Here is a 23161-nt window from a genome sequence, read left to right on the forward strand (position 1 = left end):
TAACAATTATTTAATCGAATGTTTGCAGATGGTTGAATTTTGGATAATTTTAACACAAATCATCTAACATTTATTTTATGAAACAATTTTACTTTTCTAATTATTTAGAATTGAGAAAGAAAGACTGCTTTAGCAGATTTCAGTATTTTATGATGGCCTTTGCCATGATTTTTGTTGCCGGTTTTGCACAGGCTCAAACCACTACCACGGTAGGTACGGGTACTTCATCTTCTAACCAGAGTCCTATTAATAGGTATTACAATTATTCGGCAAGCGAAATTTTGTACGCTGGTTCAGAAATTGGTTTAACAGGTACTATTACAGACATTGCTTTTGAAAAAGAAAGTGGTAGTAACTCGGTAACAATTGACGAGGTTTTTATTTATATGAGAACCACTACTGATGCTGCAGTTAGTGCAGCACCAGCTATTCCAGATTACACTTTGGTATATCAAGGGGCTTTTCCTAATGATAATACCGGATGGATGGGTGTCACTTTAGATACTCCTTTTGCGTTTACAGATAACACGCAAAACTTATCGGTTTTGGTGGTAAAATCCAATCAGAGTTGGTCTTATGATAGACCCTATTATGCGTATACAAGTACTACTGGGAATACCATGGCTTACTACCAAAATGACTCAGGGCCTTGGACTTCTGGAAGTAGCTTAAATGCCACTACTAACCGTCCTAATGCTCAATTTACGTTGTCTGGTGTAGCCTCTTGTACTTCACCAACAGATGCGCCTACAGCTTTAACTTTAAGTGCAGATTCGGCTACTGCTATAAGTGGTTCTTTTACAGCAGCTACTTCTGCACCAGATTCTTACTTAATAGTGAGAAGCACTAGTAGTACGTTAACAGATTTGCCTGTTGACATGACAACTTATACTGTTGGAGATGCCTTAGGAGGTGGAACTGTTATACAAGTAGGTTCTTCATTATCTTTTACCGATAGTGGTTTGGATGAAAATACAATGTATTATTATTTTGTTTATGGCTATAATGGAGCTTGTTCTGGTGGTCCATTATATTATACAACTGAGTTATCAGGTTCTGAGACTACTCCATTTTATCCTCCTGTTTTAATGGGAGCTAGTAATATTACTAGTGAAACCGCTACTATTAACTGGGTAAGTTCAGGAGCAGGTGCTACTTATGCTTTAGACGTGGCAACCGATGCAGCTTTTACTTCTATTGTTAGTAGCTTTACAGGTATTACTACTGCTGCACAAGATGTAACAGGATTAACAGATGGTACTATGTATTATGTAAGAGTAATGGTAGAAGGCCAAGGTTCTTACGCTACTGGAGACTTTACTGCTGAGAACGATTTAACACCTATTACAGTTACCGGGTTTAACGAAGATGTTATTGCTAATGGTGCTGGGGCTTCTGCTGCAAGTACTACTAATGTAGTAGATGGAGCTAACTATGCTTTTTTTGCAAACGGATTTAATCCGCTTGGAACGGAGTATACGAATGGATTACCTGCTGATGGAGTTTTGTATAGTAATACGGCTCCTAATGGTTTGCAATATTTTATGGCGCCTTATGACGCTAATAACGACCTTAGATTAGGTATGGACGGAGAAGTTGGTACACTTACCTTAACTACTCCTTTAATGTTACAAGAAATTTATTTAGGAGTTACCGGAGGATCTGGTTCTGCATCGTTTACAGCTGAAGTAACTTATGATGATGCTACAACAGATACCTTTACAGGCCTTTCAGCCCCAGACTGGTTTGGTAACACTGGATATATTACTAACATTGGTTCTCGTGTAAATATTACTGATGATGGTGTTGGTACTTCAAGTTCTGGACCTCGTATTTATGCTGTTACTATAGATATTCCTGTGGCTAGTCAACTTAAACAGGTAGTAAGTGTTACCTTTACTAGTACAACAGGTGTTACATCTGGAGATAATGTTTTAAACGTATTTACACTTGCTGGAAAAGTAGCTTCTTCTTGTGCTGGGACTCCTGATGGAGGTGTGGCATCGCTTTCTGCTACTACGGGTGGTGTAGGTTCTGTATTTACAGCTTCTGCATCAGGTGTTTCTGATGCGGCAGGAATTGTATACCAGTGGCAGTATTCTGCTGATGGTGCTACTAACTGGACAGATATTTCAGGTGCTGACGCTGTGACAAGTGATATTACTGCAGAAAATATGATTACAACTTCTTATTATAGATTGGCTTCTACATGTACTAACTCTGGTATTACTAGTTATTCTGATGTAGTTGATTTTACTACTACTGCATGTACACCATCTTATTCAACTAGTGGAAGTAGCTGGAGTATGTCTGAGTTTTCAATTACTGAGGTAAGTTTTACAGATGCTACTTTAACGTACAACGATCATGACCAAACAGACGTTGTAATTCCTACTTTAACAATAGGGAATACATATACGTTTGAAGTAACGCTTTCTGGATGGATGAGTCTTGGTGTTGCTGTAGACTTTAATGATAATGGTTCTTTTAGTGATACAGATGAGGTGGTGGCTTTACCAGCTTATGTGGCTTCTAGCCCTGTAACATATACGTTTTCTGTTACCATTCCTAGTTCTGTTAACCCTGGTACATATAATATGAGAATATGGAACAGAGAAGCAAATGCAGGAGCAGGTGATGACCCATGTGGTTCTTATGGATATGGAACTTATGCTGATTATTCTTTAACAGTAGACTCTAATATGGCGGTTGCTTCTTTTGATGCTGTTTCGCTTTCTAGCTATCCTAACCCTGTTGTTAACGATTTAAATTTAACTGCTGAAGGAGTAATGAAGTCAGTTCAGGTGTATACATTAACTGGTCAGTTAGTTAAATCTGAAACTATTGATGCTACTGATGCTAAAATTGATATGAAGAGTTTTGCTACAGGAGTTTATTTTGTGAAGGTATTTATGGAGAATTCCAATACCAAAACAATTAAAATTCTTAAGCAATAATGTTGCCTTAATAATAGAGAAGCCTCCTTTTTAAGGAGGCTTTTTTATTTGTGTATTATCTGATATACTTAAGATTAATTATTAGGTAGGTTTGCTTTGAAGCGGTTGGGTTAACCTATCATTAGAATTCTACATTTCTAGAAATGAGAATCTATTTATTATTTTACTACGTTAATCCATTTTCCTTTAGTTCTTAGTATATAGTCGTTATCATACATAGCTTCACATTGTATACCTGGTAAGTAATAACTACCCAAATAAGATGCATTTATAAGAACACGAATTACTTTAGTTTCTTTTTCCTTCAAGTCAAAATAGAAATTGGCGCGGTCATCTCTAATATCTGTATAGGTAACGTTATTATTACTAAAATCTCCAAAATCGGTAAATCGAGTATTAATAATTTCCCAACCACTTGGGAAAATCTCTGTTAGTGCAACATCATTCACCCTACGGTCTGTAGTGTTGGTAACAGTAACCTCCGCTACAAAGTCGGTACCTTGGGTAAGGTTTTCAGGAGAAATAGTTTCACCATTTCTAGTTTTATACTTCACAAATCCAACAATATTATTTTGTGCCGTTTTTTCTTTCCCTACAGGTAAAATACCAGAGTTTACCACTTTAATGTATACTAGTTGATCTTTCTTATTAGATATTTCAATAGTATTAGCTCCGTTTTTAATATCCAGATTTCTATTCATTAACGTTTTAGAAGACGAGTTTACAGTATTGCTTTTTCCATTATTTATTTTAAAAGTTAACTCCATTCCTTTTCCACCGGTAAAGTTGGCAAACCTTGTCATGGCAAGTAAACTGTACGCTGTAGTTTGTGTACTCATCCATTGGTTGCTATTTAGTTGCTCTGCAATATCTTCAGCCAAGTCTTTGCTTTTGTAAGCGTCTTTCAGTAACACATAGGTTTCTAATTCCATTGCTAAATTTCTGGTTTTAGAACCATAAGAATAGTAATAGTAGTGGTACGGTTTGTTTACTTGAGGTGCGCCTGCGGTTTTGATGATTTCTTTAGCAGCATCGCTTTGGTTAATAAGTGCATAGGTAGCTGCTAAACGGTACTTAGCCTCTCTAGAAATATTACTAGATTCTCTCATGCGGTTCATGGAAGCCACATCAGGGTTACCAGCTAATGCAAGCGTGTATAAACGGTAGGCTTGCACCATACTACCACCATTGCTATTACGCCATTGTCTTGCCATATCTTTTTGATAATTAATCCATTTAGATTTGAAGGCAATTGGTAATACATAACCTTTTTTCTCTGCTTCAATTAAAAAGTGCCCAGCGTACGAGGTGCCCCAATCACTGGTGGCGTTTTGTCCTGGCCAATAAGAAAAGCTACCGTTAGGTAATTGAAAATTAGCCAATCTGTTAATACCATCTTTTATATGCTGTTGTATTTTCAGTTTTTTGTCGCCAGTAATATCCATTACATCAGAAAGATATAGCTGAGGAAAAACTGCTGAAGTAGTTTGCTCTACGCAACCATGTGGGTACTGAATTAAGTATTCCAATCTATAACTAAAGTTCATAGGTGGGAGCGTAGAAAATTCAATTTGTGCCGTATTAGTACCCTGCACACCAAAAGTTTCTAATGGAATACTAATAGTTTCATTAGCATTAATAACATGGTCATTAGCAATGGTAGTAAGCGGGTTAGGGTTTACGGCGTCAATTTCTACTTCATACGATGCTTTTTCACCATTTCCCGAAGCTTCTACTACTACTTTTCCTATACCTTCAAAGTCTGATACTTCTAGCTCAAAGTACACCATTTGCTCATCGGGTTGGTCAAAAGTAATGGTTTGGTTTTTACTACCTACTACTTTATAAGCCTTATTATCTTTTACTTTTACAGTTACATTTTTTACTTTTTTCTCCATTGCAAAAACGGTAACTGGTAAGGTTACTTTTTCTCCCGGAGTTATTTTTCTAGGTAACGATGCCAAAACCATTAACGGTTTACGTACGGGAGTAGTTTTTTCGGCATTTCCGTAAGCTTCTGTTGCCGCATCTTCGGCAACTACCATAGTACGTACAGAGCCTATGTATTTTGGTATTTTTAAGGTATGTGTTTTGGTTTCTCCTTTGCCTAGGGTAAATGGCCCTTTGTAAATAACCATTGGTTTAAAACGGTTGGCCTTTTTGTTTTTAGCACCCGCTAAACCATCATCACCACCTATGGCAAATACCTGATCTATTTTACCTCCGTAGGCGCCTAGAACATCATCATATAAATCCCATGTTTTAACCCCTAAAGCCTCTTTTGCATAAAATGCATCCCAAGCATTTGGTGTTTTAAAGCGGGTAAGGTCTAACAGACCTTCGTCTACAATGGCAAGTGAGTAAGTCATTGGTTTACCAGACTTCTCATTTACTTTTACAGTAATAGTTTGCTCTGGTTGTAATACATCTGGCATTTGAATATTAGGATACAACCTTGTGTTAGGGTCTTCTACAGAAATAGGCATTACTCCATATAAACGTATCGGAAGATCGTTTTTAGAAGAGGCATGTGGTTGTAAAAGTGATATATGGATAAATACGTTTGGTGCGTATAAGCTAGTTATTGGCAACTCAAAACGTGTTTCCCCTTTTTTAGGGGTTACCCAAAGTGCGTCTAATACTTCGGTACCGTTTTCTATGGTTACTAAAGCACGACCTTGCTCACTACTAGGGAATGTTATAATAGCTTTTTCGCCTACATTATATGCTTTTTTGTCAGTAGAGAATGCTAGTACCTGAGCGTTAGAAGGGTCATTTTTTCTTGATTTCCCTGCCCATCCTGGCCAATCTATATACATTGTTTTTCCAGTGGCGTGCCCTCCGTTTTTATCTACTACGCGTACTAAATATCTACCCCAATCAGGGTAGTTAAGTGTAAATTTAAAAGTAGCCTTACCGTCTGAACCAGTAGTGAGTGTTTTGCCAAATACTTTTTCATGGTAGTTACTACCGTTGTAAGACGAAACATTGTCTGCACCGGTTTGCCACCACCAACGCCAGTTTACTTTATGTATGGAAACCTCTAAATCTTCAACGGACTTTGGTTTTCCATTTTCATCTACTGTAACCACTTCAAATAAGTGAGGAGTATCGGTTAAGAGCATCCCTCTGGTTTTATCTCCTTTAGGTACATTAATACCCACAAAAGTTTCGTACGGCGCGTATGTTTTGGTAAATACATCGGTACTAAAATCGCCGCCATTTTCATAAACTTTAGCAATAAAAGAGGCTTTTAGCATACCTGGTGCATTTTCCTTTAATTCAGGTTTTAAGCTAAAACTTGTTTTACCTTGGTCGTTTACTTTGCCGTTAAATACGGTTTGTTCTTCGCTGTTAAATCTTCTGGAAGGGTCGTCAAATATATATCCTGGGAATGTTTTAAAAGAGGTTGTTGTAGGTACAAACTTTACGTTAATATCTGTTTTAAGGTTTTTAGCAATAGCCCCATGTAACCAAGTTACCTCCAAATCTCCGTTAATAGGTTTACTACCGTTAAGTATATCGTCATCAAAAGATGTTTTAATCTTAAGTCGGTTTGGTTTAATGGTTTCTATTTTAATACGCTGATTAAAAGTTACCCCACCTACAGTTACACTAGCACGCCAATTACCGGTTGGTGCATTTTCATCGGTAGCAACGGTAAAGGAGTAGAAATTGGTTGCCTCATTACCTGTTACTACCCTTTTAGTAAGTTTACCATACGGATCAAAAAGTTCAAATTTAACAGGGTGTTCTTTTGGTAATTTACTCTTAGCATCGTTTAAAACAAATGATAAAAATAAGGTGTCACCAGGTCTCCAAACACCTCTTTCACCATATAAATATCCTTTTAATCCTTTCTCTAATTTTTGTCCGGCAACATCAAATTTACTTACCGAAAGTACATTACCATCGTTCAATTTCAGATATGATTTTTGCTTGTTACGTTCTGCAATAGCAAAATAAGCCGGTTTTTCACTATCAAAGAAAGAGAATCCTTTTTCGTCTGTTAATACGCTGCCTAATACTTGTTGTTGAAAATTGTAAAAAGTAACTTTTGTACCTTGTAAGGGCTCGGTAGTTAAAATGTCGTTGGTACTTACAAAGTAACTTTCGTTAATTCCTTTTTTTACGGTTAACCCAATATTGCTAGCCAGTACATTGGTAGAAATTCCTTTATTTCTGTAATACGAAGTATGGCAAGGGTTGTCACGTTCTCTCCACTCATAATCGTAATCATAGTAATAATCGTCTTCGTAATAATAATAGCTTTCTATATTATCCCAGTAGCTTGTTTCTTCGGCATCATCAAAATTGTCTGAAGTAGTAAGGTTTTCAGTGGTTTCAAAATTGGTTTCATCACAACGATACGAGCTATATTCTGGTTTAAAATTGATGTTTACTCTGTAGATAGCCCCTGGTTCAGGTGTAATTAATTCTTTTAAATCTATAGCGTATGCACGGTAAGCACTGGTATTAGATGGGTTTAAACTACTTTGTAAAACAATGGTTTTATGTGCTATAGGGCGCGCTACATTTCTTAAGTAAGAGGAGCCATTTAAATCGTTAAACTGAAGAAACTGTAAAACGTTGTTTTCGAAAATTTTGGTTACTGAAACATCAACAGCTTTAAGATTTACTGCTTCAAAATTAACTTTAAGATTTTTAGAGTTAGGTAAAATAGTGGCGTTATTAAGTAGCCTAACGTTTGGTTTTAATTGTTCAAAATTAAGTGCTTCTGAAAAGGTGTTTTTCAGTTTATAACCGTCAACACTTTTAATACCTTGAAAAAGCTCTACAACGCTAGACCCTTTTACCTCTGTTTTAGGATATACTTTAAGATTATTACCATCTATAGAAAAGGTAAGTCCTTTAGAACCGCTTACAGAAACGAGTCCATCTAAATTCTGAGACTTATCTATAGGGTCTGAAAAATTGATAAGAATGTATTGGTTTAAACCGCTATTTACAGATACATTTAAAATGGTAAAATTATCTTTTCCGGGTATCAGCATTTTTTGGGTATCGGCAGTCTCAATACCAAACTCTTTGCCAGACCATGCAATGGTAATGCTATCGTTTTCTACTTTTCTTTTAATACTATCAATAGTAAAATGGAAAAGAGTACCTTCTTCTGGGAGGGTTTCAAACTTAATTTTTAACGGGTTGTTATCTTGGGTAGCACGTACTAATTTTTTGGCATGACTAAGCGCCATTATATCTGCGGTGTGCACGGTACCTTCTATGTATTGCCAATCTTTAGAATAGGATTGTAAGGTGTTGGTTACTATATTGAAATTCTGTTTTATGGTATGTATACTAAAATGAAACTCTTGGTATTCTTTAGGTATGTTGGGGTATATATCTTTTAAATTAAGCGTAAGGTTGTAACCTTTGTCGTTTTCAAATGGAGTTTCTGGTGTAAAAGATATTGTTTGACTATTTAAAGCAACTAATTTACCTTTTACGTTAGGTGATATAGCTAACAGTTTACTATCTAAAGGAGTATTGGTATCCCAATTACTTATTGGGGTTTGTAAAATAATTTTAATATCTGCCATTGCCGACAGTTCTCCTTGCGTTACACTACTTATGTAATCTTTAAAGTTATAGAGATTGTCAATTTGTTCTTGAGCTGTTTGTTGTTTTTTTTCAGAACAAGCTCCTAAAAGCACCGCAAAGGCAATTAGTAAAGTTAGTTGTTTGATTAAATTCTTCATTTTAATTTTTGTAAATACCAATCGTTAAGTTTCCATTTGCATCAATACTAGCACGAAACATCCCTGCTGTATTAAATTCAGTAATAATAGTACCCAAATGGTCAATACCAATAACACCGCCGGTACCCCCCATTTTTGTTAGTTTGTCTTGTATCACAGTTTTAGAGGCTTCTTCAATACCTACTCCTTTATATTCCATCATGGCAGAGATATCATGGGCAACAACCCCTCTTATAAAATACTCACCCCATCCGGTAGAAGAAATACCACAGGTGGCATTATTAGCATAAGTACCTGCCCCAATAATGGGTGAATCTCCAATTCTGTTCCATCGTTTATTAGTCATACCTCCAGTAGAGGTTCCGGCTGCTATAGTGCCGTTTTGGTCTAAAGCTACACAACCAACTGTTCCGTATTTTGTGTTTTGAATGTAGGGGTCATAAGTGTTAACGCCAGAAACTTTATTTTGTTTTTCACGTTCCTGCACTTTTAGTAAAGATTGCATTCGTTTTTTAGTATAGAAATACGAAGGGTCTATAATTTCTAGCCCAACACTTGCAGCAAATTCTTCGGCTCCTTTACCACTTAGCATTACATGTTCAGATTGTTCCATTACAGCTCTTGCTAGACTTATCGGGTTTTTAACTGTAGTAACACCCGCCACTGCGCCTGCATTTAAGTTTTTCCCTTCCATAAAACTAGCGTCTAGCTCATTCTTACCTTCGGCAGTAAAAACTGCTCCTTTTGCCGAATTGAACAAGGGAGAGTCTTCCATAACTTTAATGGTTTGCTCAACAGCATCTAAACTGCTTCCTCCATTTTTTAATATTGCGTAGCCTTTGGTAACAGCTTCTTTTAGTTTAGCCTTGTAAGCAGCCTCTAAAGAGTCGGGCATATTTTCTTTTAAAATAGTACCTGCACCCCCATGTATAACAATAGCAAAGGTGGGTATGCTATCTTTTTTAGGTGTGTTTTTAGCACCTTCAGTTGAGGGTGTAGAAGTACATGCCCAAAATAGGGGGAGTAAAAGTAATGCTAAGAAAACCCTCATGATAGTTAATTATTAAGCGTAAATAGTCCTTTTTAAAGTTAGTAAATAAGTTTGTATTTAAAAGGTGAACGGAATTATTTTTTTGAAATATTAGCTGTGTTAATACCTGTATATTGTTAGTATAACATTAAGAAAGTAACTTAAATATAATTGTTACTTTTAGGGTACTTAAAAATTAAACTATGGCTGTTAAAAAACCATTCAATTTACAACAGTGGATTAAGGATAACCGACACTTATTAAAACCACCTGTAGGAAATAAGAATATTTACAAGGAAATATCTGAAGATTATATAGTTATGATAGTTGGTGGACCTAATGCCCGTAAGGATTATCATTATAACGAAACAGAAGAATTGTTTTATCAATTAGAAGGTACTATTCAGGTAGCAATACAAGAGGAAGGAGAGCGTAAAGTGATGGAGCTTGGCCCTGGAGATATGTATTTGCACCCTGCTAAAATACCACATTCACCTATTCGATCTGAAGGTTCTGTGGGCTTGGTGGTAGAATATAAAAGAGCAGGAAAAGGATATACCGATGGACTTGTATGGCATTGTGAGAGCTGTAACCATAAATTATATGACGTATTTTTTGAGCTACATGACATAGAGAAAGACTTTTTACCTCATTTTAATCATTTTTATAAATCGGAGGAATTACGTACCTGTGACAAATGTGGTACTGTAATGGAAGCAGACAAACGTTTTGTAACAGAATAAGAATTCATTTTTAGGTGTTAATGGAAATGAGTACCTTTATGAAATATAACAAATCTCGACAAATATGTTAAAAATGAAACAATTAGCCGAAGATTTCGGAATCACGGAAGCATTAGCGAAATTATATATTGAGCAGGAAAATCAGGGGACTTCTACCGGATCTGAATGGTTTGGAGAAGGTGCTCAGATTACCTCGGTTTCTCCTGTAGATGGTGCAGCAATAGCATCGGTTACAACTACTACAAAATCAGATTACGAAAAAGTAGTAGCCAAAGCTCAAGAGGCTTTTACAGAATGGCGTATGGTACCCGCTCCACAAAGAGGAGAAATTGTACGTCAGTTTGGTGAAAAACTAAGAGCTTACAAAGAACCGCTAGGGAAACTAGTTTCTTATGAAATGGGGAAAAGTTACCAAGAAGGTTTGGGAGAAGTTCAGGAAATGATTGATATCTGCGATTTTGCTGTTGGACTGTCTAGACAATTGCATGGGTTTACCATGCACAGTGAACGCCCAGGACACCGTATGTATGAGCAATATCACCCGCTTGGAATAGTAGGTATTATTTCTGCCTTTAACTTTCCGGTGGCAGTTTGGAGCTGGAATACAGCTTTAGCTTGGGTATGTGGTGATGTGTGTATTTGGAAACCTTCTGAGAAAACTCCTTTAACTGGGGTGGCTTGTCAGCAATTAATCACCAAGGTGTTGCAAGAAAACAATATGCCAGAAGGTATTTCTTGTTTAATAAATGGAGGTGCTGAGGTAGGTGCGTTGATGACTGCCGATAAACGTGTACCATTAATTTCGGCTACAGGCTCTACTCGTATGGGTAAAAAAGTAGCAGCTGTTGTAGGTGAGCGTTTAGGGAAATCGTTACTAGAATTAGGAGGAAATAATGCGATTATTGTAACTCCTGACGCTGATATTAAAATGACGGTTATTGGTGCCATCTTTGGAGCTGTTGGTACTGCTGGGCAACGTTGTACTTCTACTAGAAGGCTTATTGTACATGAAGATGTGTACGATACCGTAAAAGATGCTTTGGTAAAAGCTTACGGACAATTGAAAATTGGTAATCCGCTAGATGAGAAAAATCATGTAGGGCCTATTATTGATAAGGATGCGGTAAATATGTATTTGGCTGCTTTAGAAAAGGCAGAAAAAGAAGGAGGTAATATTATTGTTCCAGGGGGTGTTTTAGAAGGCAATGGGTATGAGAGCGGTTGCTACGTAAAGCCTGCTATGGTAGAAGTAGAGAATAGTTATGAGATTGTGCAACATGAAACTTTTGCACCTATCTTGTACTTAATTAAATATTCTGGTACTGTAGAAAATGCTATTGCTTTGCAAAATGATGTAGTACAAGGATTATCTTCTGCAATAATGACCAATAATTTAAGAGAGGCAGAAACTTTTTTAAGTCATAAAGGATCTGATTGTGGTATTGCCAATGTGAATATTGGTACTTCCGGAGCTGAAATTGGTGGAGCTTTTGGTGGTGAGAAAGAAACTGGTGGTGGGCGTGAGTCTGGTTCTGATGCATGGAAAGTATACATGCGCAGACAAACAAACACTATTAACTATACTACTGAGTTACCGTTAGCACAAGGTATTAAATTTGATTTATAATAAAAGTCAGTATACTTAAACAGAGAGGCCTTACCATTTGGTAAGGCTTTTTTCTTTATTGTGTAATTATATTTATATAAAATACTCATTTAAAGATGTTTTAATGGAGTTAAGCTACGTATGTAATTAAAATAAATTACATTTGTGCCTATAGAGGTATTTTAAATACCTTGTTTTATAGGTTTTAGACACATTTAGACACTTTTTAGACACAGACGACCCTTGCATTATGCAGGGGTTGTTTTTTTTGTGTATTTATATTTTCTCGTCACGTATAAAAAACATATATTTATAAGTAAATCAGTGTTTTATAACTTTGCTTATGATAAAAAAAACTACTTTACTTCTTTTTTTATGTTTGTTTTTTAATTTTCTAGATGCTCAAAATTTAGAAATTTGGACTACTACTTCTACAGGTGGAACGTATAATGACGGTGCGCTAATTTCCTTTGAACCCTCTTCTGGAGTTTTAACAACTCATGTAAACTTTCATGATAATAATACGGTTGGAGCATATCCTGCTAGTAATTTAACTATGGGCTCTAATGGTAAAACCTATGGTGTTGCTAGGGCAGGAGGTACGTATAATGAGGGTGTTATTTTTTCTTATGAAATGGCTACGGGTGCATTTACTATTGTTGCTAGTTTTAATGGTACTAATGGTTCTTATCCATTTAAAGGGATGGTTGAAGCCCCAAATGGTAAATTTTATGGTACTACTGTAAATGGGGGTACCAATAGTATTGGTGTGTTATTTGAGTTTGACCCCGTAACGAATATTATAACTAAAAAATATGATTTCTCCATGCTCTCTGGCTATAACTCTAGGAGTGCACTAGTATTGGTGAATTCAAGTGAAATTTATGGAACAACATCCAACGGAGGAGCGAACGATGACGGTGTTATTTTTTGTTATAATTTTTTAACCGATACCTTTACTACAAAGCATGAATTTGATTATACCGATGGGGCTATACCGCAAGGGTCTTTATTAAAAGTTGGAAACTCTAAAATTTACGGTACGTGTTCATCGGGTGGCGGAAACTTAGGTGGTGTTATATATATGTATGATACAGCATATGATACATTTTCCAATGTGCACGATTTTGTAGCGTCAAGCGGTTACCATTCAAGGGCTGGATTAGCAATAGGAGGTAACAATATGTTATATGGAATGACCGAAAATGGTGGTACTAATAATTATGGTGTTTTATATGCTTTCAATACTGTTAATAATTCTTATTCAGTTGAATATAATTTTGATGGTTATTATAATGGAGGGTGGCCTTATGGAGTTCCAACATTAGATGGAACGGGTAAATTATACGGAACTACAACTTATGGAGGAGCATCTAATGCAGGAACTATTTTTGAGTTTGATACTAGTACGGGTGTATTGACAAAATTATATGATCTTACGGTTCAAGAAGGTTCACATCCAAGAAGTAAAGTTTTATTAATAAATAGTACCCCTATGAATGTTGCAAATTTTGATGCTCCAGATATTACTTTTTATCCGAATCCTGCGTCAGACAAAATACATATTACGTCTGAAGATCCTTTGATAGCATTACGAATCTATGATGTTCAAGGAAAACTTTTGGTAGAGCAAACTTCAATAATCAATAATACTATAAGCACTGCCTCCTTAGCAACCGGATTATATTTAGTTAGCTGTAAAACAACAACAAAGGAGGTGATTAAGAAAATTCAAATAGAATAAAATTGTAGTTTTAGAAAAATACTTTTTATAATTTACGATCATTAATTTTATCAAAAAAGGTATTCTTAAAGGTATCACCTAGGGGTAAACATTGTTCATTAATCCATACCTCGTTGGTGTCTGTTTTCTCTACCTTTTGTAACGCAACAATAAACGATTTATGAATTTTAGCAAATTGGTGTTCTGGTAGGTTTTGTTCAAAATACTTTAGGGTATTATAGGTTACCACTTGTTCTGTATTGGTATGAATCACTACATAATTTTTAATACTCTCCAGATATAATATGTTGTTTAGAACAATTTTCTTAAATCGGTTTTTACCATCTGTTTTTACAAAAAAGTAGGTGTCATTAGCAGTGCTTTTTTCTATTACTTTCGGGGTATTTGCAGAAGAACTCTCTAACTTTTTCACCTTTTCAACGGCTGCTATAAATCTATTAAAAGAAATAGGTTTTAGTAAATAATCTACTGCATTTAGCTCAAAACCTTCAACTGCAAATTGGGCGTAAGCAGTAGTAAAAATAATATGTGTTTTATCTTTTATAAGGGTAGATAGTTGTATACCCGTTAAATCGGGCATTTGAATGTCTAAAAAAACAACATCGGGTTCATGTGTAGTAATAAGTTGCAATGCCTCTATAGCTTTGGTGGTAGTGGCAATACATTCAATAGCTGGTAATTGCGCTACGTACTTTTGTAAAATGCGTATTGCTGGTGGTTCGTCGTCTATAATAATACAAGTTAAATGTTCGCTCATTACAAAATGGGTATGTTTAATAGAATAGCGTAGGTAGTGTCTGTTTGGTTTACCTCTAAAGTATAATTTTTAGGAAATAATATAGCTAAGCGTTTCTCTATATTTTTTTGTCCAATACCAGGTTCATCATAATGGGCACTGGTTTTATAATAGTTAGAAACCTTGTAAACAAGTCTATTGTTAAGTACTTCTAGTTTTATTTGTATGGGCATATTAGGGTTGTCTAGTATACCATGTTTAAAAGCATTTTCTACAAAATGTATTAATAATAACGAAGGTATTTTTCCGGCTAAATTGGTAGTAGAGCTTGTAAATGTTACGGGTATATTATTATCAAAACGTCTGTTAAACAAGTCAATATAATTTTGTAAAAAATCTTTTTCGCTGGTTAGCGGTACCATGTCGTTTTCGTTTTCATAAGTTACATAGCGCAACATTTCAGAAAGCTTTAGTATATCATCAGCTACTTCAGGTTGGGTGTCAAACAAATCAGAATAAAAACTATTGAGCGTATTAAAAAGAAAATGCGGACTTAGTTGATTTTTTAAGACTTGTAATTCTGCTTGCTTCTTTTCTAATTGCAATAAGCTTAACCGTTGGTTGGTATTAAGCGTATGTTTTACAAAATAAAATACCACAGCTAACGATAAAATTCTAATGGCATAATAGGAGTTGTCATATACGTAATAAATAGCCATTCTACTACTGTCAGCATAGTTATGATATCCTGTTATTTTGTATAAGATGATTTCTTCGGCTATATAGCGTACCCCTGCAAAAACAAATATGAGTAGAAAATTGCCCAATATAAACAGCGCTATCCGTTTACGTTGAATGGTTTTGGGGCATACATACGCATACGATATATAGAATATAATAGCCTGTAGCCCATTAAAGGCAATGGTTTGTAATACATACCAAAAAGAGGGTAGTTTTTTCTCTAAAATAATAACATCTGAAAATAGATCCATAGCTATGAAAACTATCCAGAAGATAATATGTAGTAGTATTTCCTTTTTCTTGTTCATAGGCTCTAAAGTAACGCTTTTGGATAACTTTTATGAATCTGAAGGGTAATAAGAGGTAAAACTCAAGACGAACAGGTGGTTTTATACAACAAACACAGAAAAGGTACATAAGAGGTAGTTTGTTTTGTGAGAACAGGGGTTTGTGTAATGCATCATTTTACCTGCTTACTTCTGCCTAATCTTGTAGTGTAAGCAGTTAAAAACACAATACTATGAAAACATTATTTACAACATTAGCCTTTCTTATTTCAGTAGTAGCATTTAGTCAAAAAACAACTATTTCTGGTACGGTAACAGATTCTATATCGGGTACTACCTTAACCTATGCTACAGTAACTATTCAAGCAAATGAAGCTGAAAAGGTACTAGCCTTTGCCTATACCAATGAAGAGGGGACGTTTTCTTTAGAGCTACCTAATGGTTTTACCAATGGATTATTAAAGGTTCAGTTTATGGGGTATAAGAGTTTTACCAAGGCTATTGGTAACACTAGCCCTGAAACAGTATATAACATACAGCTTTTTCCAGATACGAATACCTTAGAGGCTGTTACAGTAAGTAAAACAAAAAAAGCGGTGATGGTTAAGGGCGATAAAGTGGTTTACAATATTGCAGAAACCGGACTAGGCAATGGGAATAACGGTTTAGAAACCTTGCAGCGTTTACCTGGAGTTAAATTAGATAAAGATGATAATGTACAATTTAGAGGAGACGCTGGTGTGCAGATAATGATTAATGGGAGAAAGTCTCTTTTAGAAGGAGAAGCTCTAAGAGAATATATCAGGTCATTAAACGGAGACGATATTCAGTCTGTAGAGATCATTGCGCAACCTTCTGCCAGATATGAAGCTACAGGAACTACGGGTATTATAAATATTGTATTAAAAAAGAATACCAAAATGGGTATTAACGGAAATGTGTATACATCTGGTTCTTATGGTGAATACTTTAGACAGCGACATGGTGGGTTATTATTTTATAATGATTCCCTATGGTCTGTGAGTGCTAATGGGTATTATTACGATGGTAAATCTTTTAACGATAGAGAAGTTACACAACAAATTCAATTAGATAATGAAGTTAGAACACTAGAACAAAATAACCTTTGGTTACCACATACTATTTCTAAAAAATTGGGTTTTGGTGTAGAACGTAAGCTTACAAAAAATCAGTTAGTAAGTACCGAGTGGCAATATTACAATAGTAAAGGAGATGAGGATACTTTTGGTACTACCAATGAGTATACCAATGGGGCATTAACCAATGTGGTAAATTTAACCCAAAAGGCCATTAGCACTAAAGAGCAAGTAACAGGAAACGTGTTTTACAATTTTACTTCTGATAGCGCTACTACTAAATTTGATGCTCAAGTAAACTATGCGTATTATAACAAAGATTTAGGTGGGTTTCAGCAAAACGAGTATGCTAATAATAGTATCATGCGTTTAACAGGTACTAATGTAACTAAGTATAATATTGGAAATGTTCAATTAGATTTTAATCAAGATATCACTAAAAAATTACACTTAGAGGCTGGTTTTAAATATGCTAGAGTGGCTATGAATTATAACAACGCTTACCAAACTAATAACCCAGCTTTGTTGTACATACCAGATAGTTTATTGGTTAACAATTTTGACTATAAAGAGAATTTAGTATCTGCATATACTCAGTTTTCGTATGATACAGGAAATTGGAATTTCTTGGCAGGATTGCGTATGGAAAGCTATAATTATACCGCAAAGTCTTTAAATAACGGTGCTGTTAACAGTAATAGCTATACCAACTGGTTTCCTTCTTTCTCTGCTAATTATAAAAAGGACAGAAACCAGTATAAAATTGCGTATAGTAGACGTATTGGTAGACCTTCTTACCTAGATTTAAATCCGTTTTACGAATATATGGATGCGTATAGTTTAGAAACAGGAAATCCTAATTTACAACCAAGACTTTATCACAGTTTTGAGGTAGACTATATTTATAGAAATGCGTTGAACATAAGTTTATACGGATATTTATATGACAATGCGTTTGCTGATGTTATAGACTATCAAGAAGATGAAAACTACAATATTGTTTATACGGCAAATGCATCAAAAGGAAGTCGTTTCGGATTGTCGGCTAGTGTTCCGTATGAAGTAACAGACTCATATGCCGTACAATTAGAATTAGATGCAGCTTACAACAGTGAAACTTCTAATATTCCGGAATATAGTTATGACGGAAGTGGTTTTGGGTATGATATAAGTTTATACCAACGTTTGCAGTTGAAAAATGATTGGACAGTAACATGGAATGGGTATTACTCAGGTAGAGCTACCAACCCTACGGGTTATATGAGAAGTGTTTTTGATTTTAGTTTTTCGGTAAAAAAATCGTTGTTTGATGATAAGGTGAGATTATTAACAGGATGCACTAACTTTTTAAAAAATAGCTACTATAGCAAAGTGTCTACGGTTAATAACGTAACAACAGATTGGACAAACAGATGGGAAACTAGAAAGTTTTATTTACAAGTGAATTATTACTTTGGAAATGCTAAGGAGAAGAAAGTAAGAGGTACTTCTTTATCTGAGGAAAAAGGCAGAATGTAAAATAGTATTAATAATGCATGGTGTAGCGTTAATACCATCTTAATAACAAACAACAGCGCAAACAGATTTTGTACCTTACCTTGTTTTTAAATACTACAAGCAATGGTTAAACTGCTAAACAAAATCTATAATCTTTATTTTTATTTGGAAAGCAAAATAGCATTTTATCCAAGTATTATAACCTTGGGTGGGGTGCTATTTACTTTTGTAATGTTTTATGCAGAGAGTTTTCAAATTTCAGCGTATGTGGTAGATATCATACCGCAATTAGAAATAAAGGATTCAGATACTGCTCAAACTTTGCTAAGTACCATTATTGGTGGGCTCATATCGCTTATGGTATTTAGTTTTTCTATGGTGATGGTGGTGCTTAATCAGGCTTCTTCTAATTTTTCACCGCGCTTGTTACCTGGTTTAATTTCTAATAAAAATCATCAATATGTATTAGGTATTTATTTAGCCACTATTATTTATTGTATTTTAATTTTTATATCGGTAGAGTCTGGAGAAAAAGAGAATATGCTACCTATCTTTTCAATTTTAGTAGCTATTATTTTTACTGTTTGGTGTTTAGGGTTGTTCATCTATTTTATTCACTCCATTTCACAATCTATTCAAGTAAATAACATTGTAAGAACCATTTATACTACAGCTTGTAACAGATTGTCAATTTTATTAGATGATAAAGAGCCTAATCCTGTGCAACATAACAATATTTCTTGGCACCACTTTACCACAGAGAGCGTAGGCTATTATGCGGGTATTAATAAAAGAAGTTTTAGCCGTATTTTTAAAGATAAAGAAGATGTGCAACTGTATGTTACCGTATATAAAGGGCAATTTGTAAAGCCAGGGGTTGAGGTTTTTAAAACCAATGTTACCTTAACAGAGGCAGAGCAGAAAGAGTTTACGAGTTGTTTAACTTTTACCGATGGTGAAATTGTAGAAGAAAACTATGCGCTTGCCTTTAAACAACTTACCGAGATTGCGGTAAAAGCAATGTCTCCTGGTATAAACGACCCTGGAACTGCAATTTTATGTATAGACTATTTGTCGCTATTGTTAAGACTGCGTATGAGATTAACAGACGATCCCTTGCTTGAAAAATGTGGTAACCATATGTTGTATAATGAGGTGGTAAGCTTTAAAAATATTCTTAGTGTAATGCTATTAGAATTAAGAAGGTATTGTACAGAAGATACGGCCTTGGTAATAAAACTTATTCATATGCTACAGTACTTAATGCAGCAGCCAAAAGCATGCCCTTCGTACCATGAAACAATAAAAACAGAATTGGCTATTTTAAAAGCAGATGCACTAAACAATATAACTTCTGAAAATGATAGAAATACAGTCAGGGCACTGTTCACTAATTAAGAAGTAATATATAGAAGCGGTTAGTGCAAACTAACCGCTTCTTAGTTGTTATAGTTTAATAAACTTTTTGGTAGTAGAAGCACCAGAGGTAGCAACTATTTTAATGAAATACATTCCTGGAGCATAATTAGAAACATTCACACGAGTGTTGTTTTTTTCGGTAGCTATAAGTGTACCATTGATATTGTATATAGTTATATTCTCAACAGATGTTAAGTCAGAAACTTTAACCTGTAAAAAGTCGGTTGTTGGATTAGGGTATACCTCAAGGGTAGCAAGTTCGCTGCTATCGGTTTTCATTGGAGTATACGTACAGTCGTTATTTAATTGAAATTCGTAGCTCTTACTAGCTATACAACCAGACCAACAATCACCGCCATATAACCAAAAGGTATATATGTTATTATTAACCGTAATATTAGTAGCTTCTACATTATAACTTGTTCCCCAAGCATCATCAATGGTATAGGCTATACCAGTATAATTAAATGGAGATACGCTGGTTGCTGCTTCAGCAAAGCTAATATCAGTTACAGCAGTAAAATCATCTATCAAAGCTTCTACATTTAGTATATCTGTAGATTCAAGAACAAACCATGTACAATTACAAGAGTTTAAATCGTTAAAATTTGAAATACTAAAATTATAGGTAGTCATTAAATTGTCTAAAGTACTATCTCCAGAAACACCGGTAGTTTTAAAAGTAGTTAACCATGGCGTATTGTTTGGTATTCTAATATTAATAGAATTGTAAGCCATAGGTGTGCTAAAATTAGGATTGCCAGGAATAGCATGAATAGCAAATTCATTAAACATAGAATCTGTTACCTGATTGTTATTTGCATTGGCATAAATAACAGACAAACCTTCTAAATAAGGCTGATATCTTGCTACAGGAATTTCCGGATTGTTATAATCGGGGTCTGCGGGGTCACTCAATATTTCTCGTAACGCTAAAATTTTAGCATCATCTAAATAATTAGTGGTAATATAGGCATCTGTGGCACATTGTGCACTACCTAAATAGGTTAGCAAGCTTAATAAGCATAAAGAAAGTAGATTTTTTATCATAGTAGGAACGTTATATTCGCATAAAAATAATAAAAAATCAAATGCAAGTAAAGTTTTAGCTTATATTTTATGTAGGAAACAAACTACTTGTGTGTGAAGAGTAAAAAAGCCCGCTGGTAAACGGGCTTTTTAAATTATTTTGTTTTTTTAACGTATTGTGTCAGTATAACAATATGCTGGCCTTCTACGCGTCCTTCAATTTGTTCGGCATTGTCCCAAACTAGAGATATACGGTGTACAGGCGTACCACGTTTAGCAATAAAATTTGCTCCTTTTACATCTAAATCTTTAATTAAAACTACAGAGTCACCGTCTTGCAAAATATTACCGTTACTATCTTTATGTACAATAGTAGGTTCTTCATCGGCTTCACCAGTGGCTTTAGCCCATTCCAGCGCTTCTTCATCTAGGTACATCATATCTAGTAAATCTTGTGGCCAACCTTCTGCACGTAGTCTAGTAAGCATTCTCCAAGCCACAATTTGTACTGGTAAAAACTCACTCCACATACTGTCGTTTAAACATCTCCAATGGTTGGTATCCATGGTTTCGGCATCTTCAATTTGCCCTACACAGGTTTTACATGCTAAGATACTAGTATCTAAATCTTCACGCTCTTTTGGTGGCACTATATATACTTGTAAATCGTGCTCATTACCACACAGCTCACATTTGCTGTTACTTCTGTCTTTTAATTTTTTTTCTATTACACTCATGGTCTGGCTAGTTTGAGCGCAAATGTACTATTTTTTATCAGGACGTGTTGGGCGAACCTCAATTTTACTAGGTAAAGTTCGTGGATGCATGTTTAGTAAGTCTACTACCATTTGACCGATGTCTTCTGGCTGAATTTTCCAAGCATCACTTTCAGATGGGGTGTGATCATTAAAATGTGAAGCTACTGAACCAGGCATAATGGTAGAAACCTTAATATCGTATTTTCTTAGATCTAACATAGCTGCTTGCGTAAAACCAACTACCCCAAATTTTGAAGCGTTGTAACCTGCTCCGTTGGCAAAGAAATTAGTTCCTGCTAAACTTGCTATGGTTATGTAGTAACCTTTACTGGCTTTTAAAGCCTCAACCGATGCCTTTAAAGTATGAAATACACCATTTAAATTGGTATTAATCATTTGGTGCCATGCGTCTTCTGTCATTTCATCAATTGGAGCAAAATTACCAACACCTGCATTGGCAAGTACTACATCTAATTGTCCAAACGTATCAAGTATTTTACTTACAGCAGCTTGTTCATCTGCTAATTTAGCAACATCAGAAGCTAATCCTAAAACCTTTGAAGTATCACCAAGTTCTTTAGCTGCTTTTTCAGCAGTTTCTAAACTTCTGCCGCTAATGGCAACGCGCATTCCGGCATTTAGTAGCACTTTAGCCATTCCGTAACCAATTCCTTTTGTACCTCCGGTAATATATACCACTTTATTTTCTAAACTCATTCTGAATATTTTTAATAGATAAGGGTAGAAAAATAAGATGATTTTATGACAATCCCTGAAATAGGGATGTTATTATTTTCTTAATAAAGGTGATATTGGGGAAAAGAAAAAATAGAGCCGAGGTATCGGTTAAAACATTATAAAGAAAAGTAAGATATTACTTTATTGATAGGATTTTAAAAAAGAGAGATATTTCTTTCAATAATCTAAAGTTTAAAAGTGAACCCATCTGATACTTTTGCTCTGTACTTTAGTTCGTCAAAAGTATATAGGTATGAACCTTTTCTAGAAGAATTCATGTCTTTTTCGTCTAATTTTAAAAGAATATCTAATCCATTTATTTTGTTGATAAAGTTACGTTTATCAAGTTTTTCACCTAGTATAGCTTCGTACAAACTTTGCAATTGTTTCATGGTAAATTTTTGCGGAAGCAATTCAAAACCAATAGGTTTGGTTTGTGCTCTGTAACGTAACCTGCTAATAGCGTAACGCACCATTTCTTGGTGGTCAAATATCAATGATGGAGCTTCATCAATGTTAAACCATTTGGCAGAATATTCTTCGTTTATTTCTGTATGGTCAGAAATATTAATAAGGGCATAGTATGCCAATGATAGTGTTCTTTCAACAGGATCCCTGTCTACTTTACTATAGCCACGTAGTTGCTCCAGATATACGTTGTTCAATCCGGTTAGGTGTCTTAATACTCTATCGGCAGCTTCATCTAAGGTTTCACTCTTCTTTAAAAATCCACCCATTAACGACCATTTCCCACGTTCGGGCTCAAAGTCTCTCTTAATAAGTAAGATTTTTAAATTTTCATTATCAAAGCCAAAAATAATACAGTCCACTGCAACGAGTGCCTTATCCTCGTCTTTGTAAAGATTAATCATTTTTCAAATAATTAAGTAGTAACAGAATACAAACGTACTAAATTTTTATATTAAATTATATTTTTTTAAAACGTTGTAGGTTAATATTTACCCAAAACTATATGTATGCCATTACAAATTACATTAAAAAGTATGAATATGATAAAATATATTTGTTTTATTGAAAAATCTTTAATTACTTTGAAAG

General features: G+C 35.0%; 14 protein-coding genes. 6 read left to right on the top strand and 8 right to left on the bottom strand.

From position 1 onward, the window contains the following. Positions 1-77 precede the first annotated feature (77 nt). Positions 78-2957 carry a T9SS type A sorting domain-containing protein gene (locus Y10_RS03320; protein WP_281763945.1) on the top strand — a complete coding sequence of 960 codons (2880 nt, stop codon included), beginning with the start codon at positions 78-80 and terminating at the stop codon, positions 2955-2957. Positions 2958-3115: 158 nt separating this feature from the next. Here Y10_RS03320 and Y10_RS03325 read toward each other — a convergent pair whose 3' ends face one another. Beyond that, entirely contained in the window at positions 3116-8677 is a 5562-nt protein-coding gene (locus Y10_RS03325) for an alpha-2-macroglobulin family protein (RefSeq protein WP_281763946.1), read from the bottom strand. A gap of 1 nt (position 8678) precedes the next feature. Continuing rightward, a complete protein-coding gene (locus tag Y10_RS03330) occupies positions 8679-9728 on the bottom strand; it encodes an isoaspartyl peptidase/L-asparaginase family protein (protein WP_281763947.1) in 1050 nt (349 codons plus the stop codon). A 182-nt stretch (positions 9729-9910) separates the two neighbouring features. Here Y10_RS03330 and Y10_RS03335 point away from each other — a divergent pair, with 182 nt between their 5' ends. The 3 genes from Y10_RS03335 to Y10_RS03345 all read left to right on the top strand — a co-directional run bounded on the left by Y10_RS03335 (position 9911) and on the right by Y10_RS03345 (position 13800). Further along, the gene (locus Y10_RS03335; RefSeq protein ID WP_281763948.1) at positions 9911-10450 is read left to right on the top strand and encodes a 3-hydroxyanthranilate 3,4-dioxygenase; all 540 of its coding nucleotides are present in this window, start codon (positions 9911-9913) and stop codon (positions 10448-10450) included. 73 nt (positions 10451-10523) lie between these two features. Then, positions 10524-12077 (top strand): L-piperidine-6-carboxylate dehydrogenase, encoded by a 1554-nt coding sequence (gene amaB / locus Y10_RS03340; protein WP_281763949.1) that lies wholly within the window; start codon positions 10524-10526, stop codon positions 12075-12077. A 322-nt stretch (positions 12078-12399) separates the two neighbouring features. Beyond that, on the top strand, positions 12400-13800 hold the full coding sequence (locus Y10_RS03345; protein WP_281763950.1) for a choice-of-anchor tandem repeat GloVer-containing protein: 1401 nt from the start codon (positions 12400-12402) through the stop codon (positions 13798-13800). Between the two features lie 25 nt (positions 13801-13825). Here Y10_RS03345 and Y10_RS03350 read toward each other — a convergent pair whose 3' ends face one another. After that, a complete protein-coding gene (locus Y10_RS03350; protein WP_281763951.1) occupies positions 13826-14557 on the bottom strand; it encodes a LytR/AlgR family response regulator transcription factor in 732 nt (243 codons plus the stop codon). Beyond that, a complete protein-coding gene (locus Y10_RS03355) occupies positions 14557-15585 on the bottom strand; it encodes a sensor histidine kinase (protein ID WP_281763952.1) in 1029 nt (342 codons plus the stop codon). Before Y10_RS03355 ends, Y10_RS03350 begins: the two co-directional genes overlap by 1 nt. 212 nt (positions 15586-15797) lie before the next feature. Between Y10_RS03355 and Y10_RS03360 the strand changes: the two genes are divergently transcribed. Both Y10_RS03360 and Y10_RS03365 read left to right on the top strand, forming a co-directional pair. Further along, a complete protein-coding gene (locus tag Y10_RS03360) occupies positions 15798-18179 on the top strand; it encodes an outer membrane beta-barrel protein (protein ID WP_281763953.1) in 2382 nt (793 codons plus the stop codon). 144 nt (positions 18180-18323) lie between these two features. Next, positions 18324-19556, top strand: a complete 1233-nt coding sequence (locus Y10_RS03365; protein WP_281763954.1) for a DUF2254 domain-containing protein — start codon at positions 18324-18326, stop codon at positions 19554-19556. Positions 19557-19604: 48 nt separating this feature from the next. On the opposite strand, the gene Y10_RS03370 is transcribed toward Y10_RS03365, so the two are convergent. The 4 genes from Y10_RS03370 to Y10_RS03385 form a co-directional block, all read right to left on the bottom strand. Then, positions 19605-20627 (bottom strand): T9SS type A sorting domain-containing protein, encoded by a 1023-nt coding sequence (locus Y10_RS03370; RefSeq protein WP_281763955.1) that lies wholly within the window; start codon positions 20625-20627, stop codon positions 19605-19607. 134 nt (positions 20628-20761) lie between these two features. Then, positions 20762-21343: a PhnA domain-containing protein gene (locus Y10_RS03375; RefSeq protein ID WP_281763956.1), complete on the bottom strand. Its 582-nt coding sequence runs from the start codon at positions 21341-21343 to the stop codon at positions 20762-20764. 27 nt (positions 21344-21370) lie between these two features. Beyond that, positions 21371-22081, bottom strand: a complete 711-nt coding sequence (locus Y10_RS03380) for an SDR family oxidoreductase (RefSeq protein ID WP_281763957.1) — start codon at positions 22079-22081, stop codon at positions 21371-21373. A gap of 206 nt (positions 22082-22287) precedes the next feature. Then, on the bottom strand, positions 22288-22974 hold the full coding sequence (locus Y10_RS03385; protein ID WP_281763958.1) for an NUDIX hydrolase: 687 nt from the start codon (positions 22972-22974) through the stop codon (positions 22288-22290). Positions 22975-23161: the final 187 nt, after the last annotated feature.

This window comes from Neptunitalea lumnitzerae, assembly GCF_027924185.1.
Classification (GTDB): Bacteria; Bacteroidota; Bacteroidia; order Flavobacteriales; family Flavobacteriaceae; genus Neptunitalea; species Neptunitalea lumnitzerae.

Coding starts and splice junctions, on each gene's coding strand:
- Y10_RS03320 (WP_281763945.1), top strand. CDS start 78: ATGAAACAATTTTACTTTTCTAATTATTTAGAATTGAGAAAGAAAGAC.
- Y10_RS03325 (WP_281763946.1), bottom strand. CDS start 8,677: ATGAAGAATTTAATCAAACAACTAACTTTACTAATTGCCTTTGCGGTG.
- Y10_RS03330 (WP_281763947.1), bottom strand. CDS start 9,728: ATGAGGGTTTTCTTAGCATTACTTTTACTCCCCCTATTTTGGGCATGT.
- Y10_RS03335 (WP_281763948.1), top strand. CDS start 9,911: ATGGCTGTTAAAAAACCATTCAATTTACAACAGTGGATTAAGGATAAC.
- amaB (WP_281763949.1), top strand. CDS start 10,524: ATGAAACAATTAGCCGAAGATTTCGGAATCACGGAAGCATTAGCGAAA.
- Y10_RS03345 (WP_281763950.1), top strand. CDS start 12,400: ATGATAAAAAAAACTACTTTACTTCTTTTTTTATGTTTGTTTTTTAAT.
- Y10_RS03350 (WP_281763951.1), bottom strand. CDS start 14,557: ATGAGCGAACATTTAACTTGTATTATTATAGACGACGAACCACCAGCA.
- Y10_RS03355 (WP_281763952.1), bottom strand. CDS start 15,585: ATGAACAAGAAAAAGGAAATACTACTACATATTATCTTCTGGATAGTT.
- Y10_RS03360 (WP_281763953.1), top strand. CDS start 15,798: ATGAAAACATTATTTACAACATTAGCCTTTCTTATTTCAGTAGTAGCA.
- Y10_RS03370 (WP_281763955.1), bottom strand. CDS start 20,627: ATGATAAAAAATCTACTTTCTTTATGCTTATTAAGCTTGCTAACCTAT.
- Y10_RS03375 (WP_281763956.1), bottom strand. CDS start 21,343: ATGAGTGTAATAGAAAAAAAATTAAAAGACAGAAGTAACAGCAAATGT.
- Y10_RS03380 (WP_281763957.1), bottom strand. CDS start 22,081: ATGAGTTTAGAAAATAAAGTGGTATATATTACCGGAGGTACAAAAGGA.
- Y10_RS03385 (WP_281763958.1), bottom strand. CDS start 22,974: ATGATTAATCTTTACAAAGACGAGGATAAGGCACTCGTTGCAGTGGAC.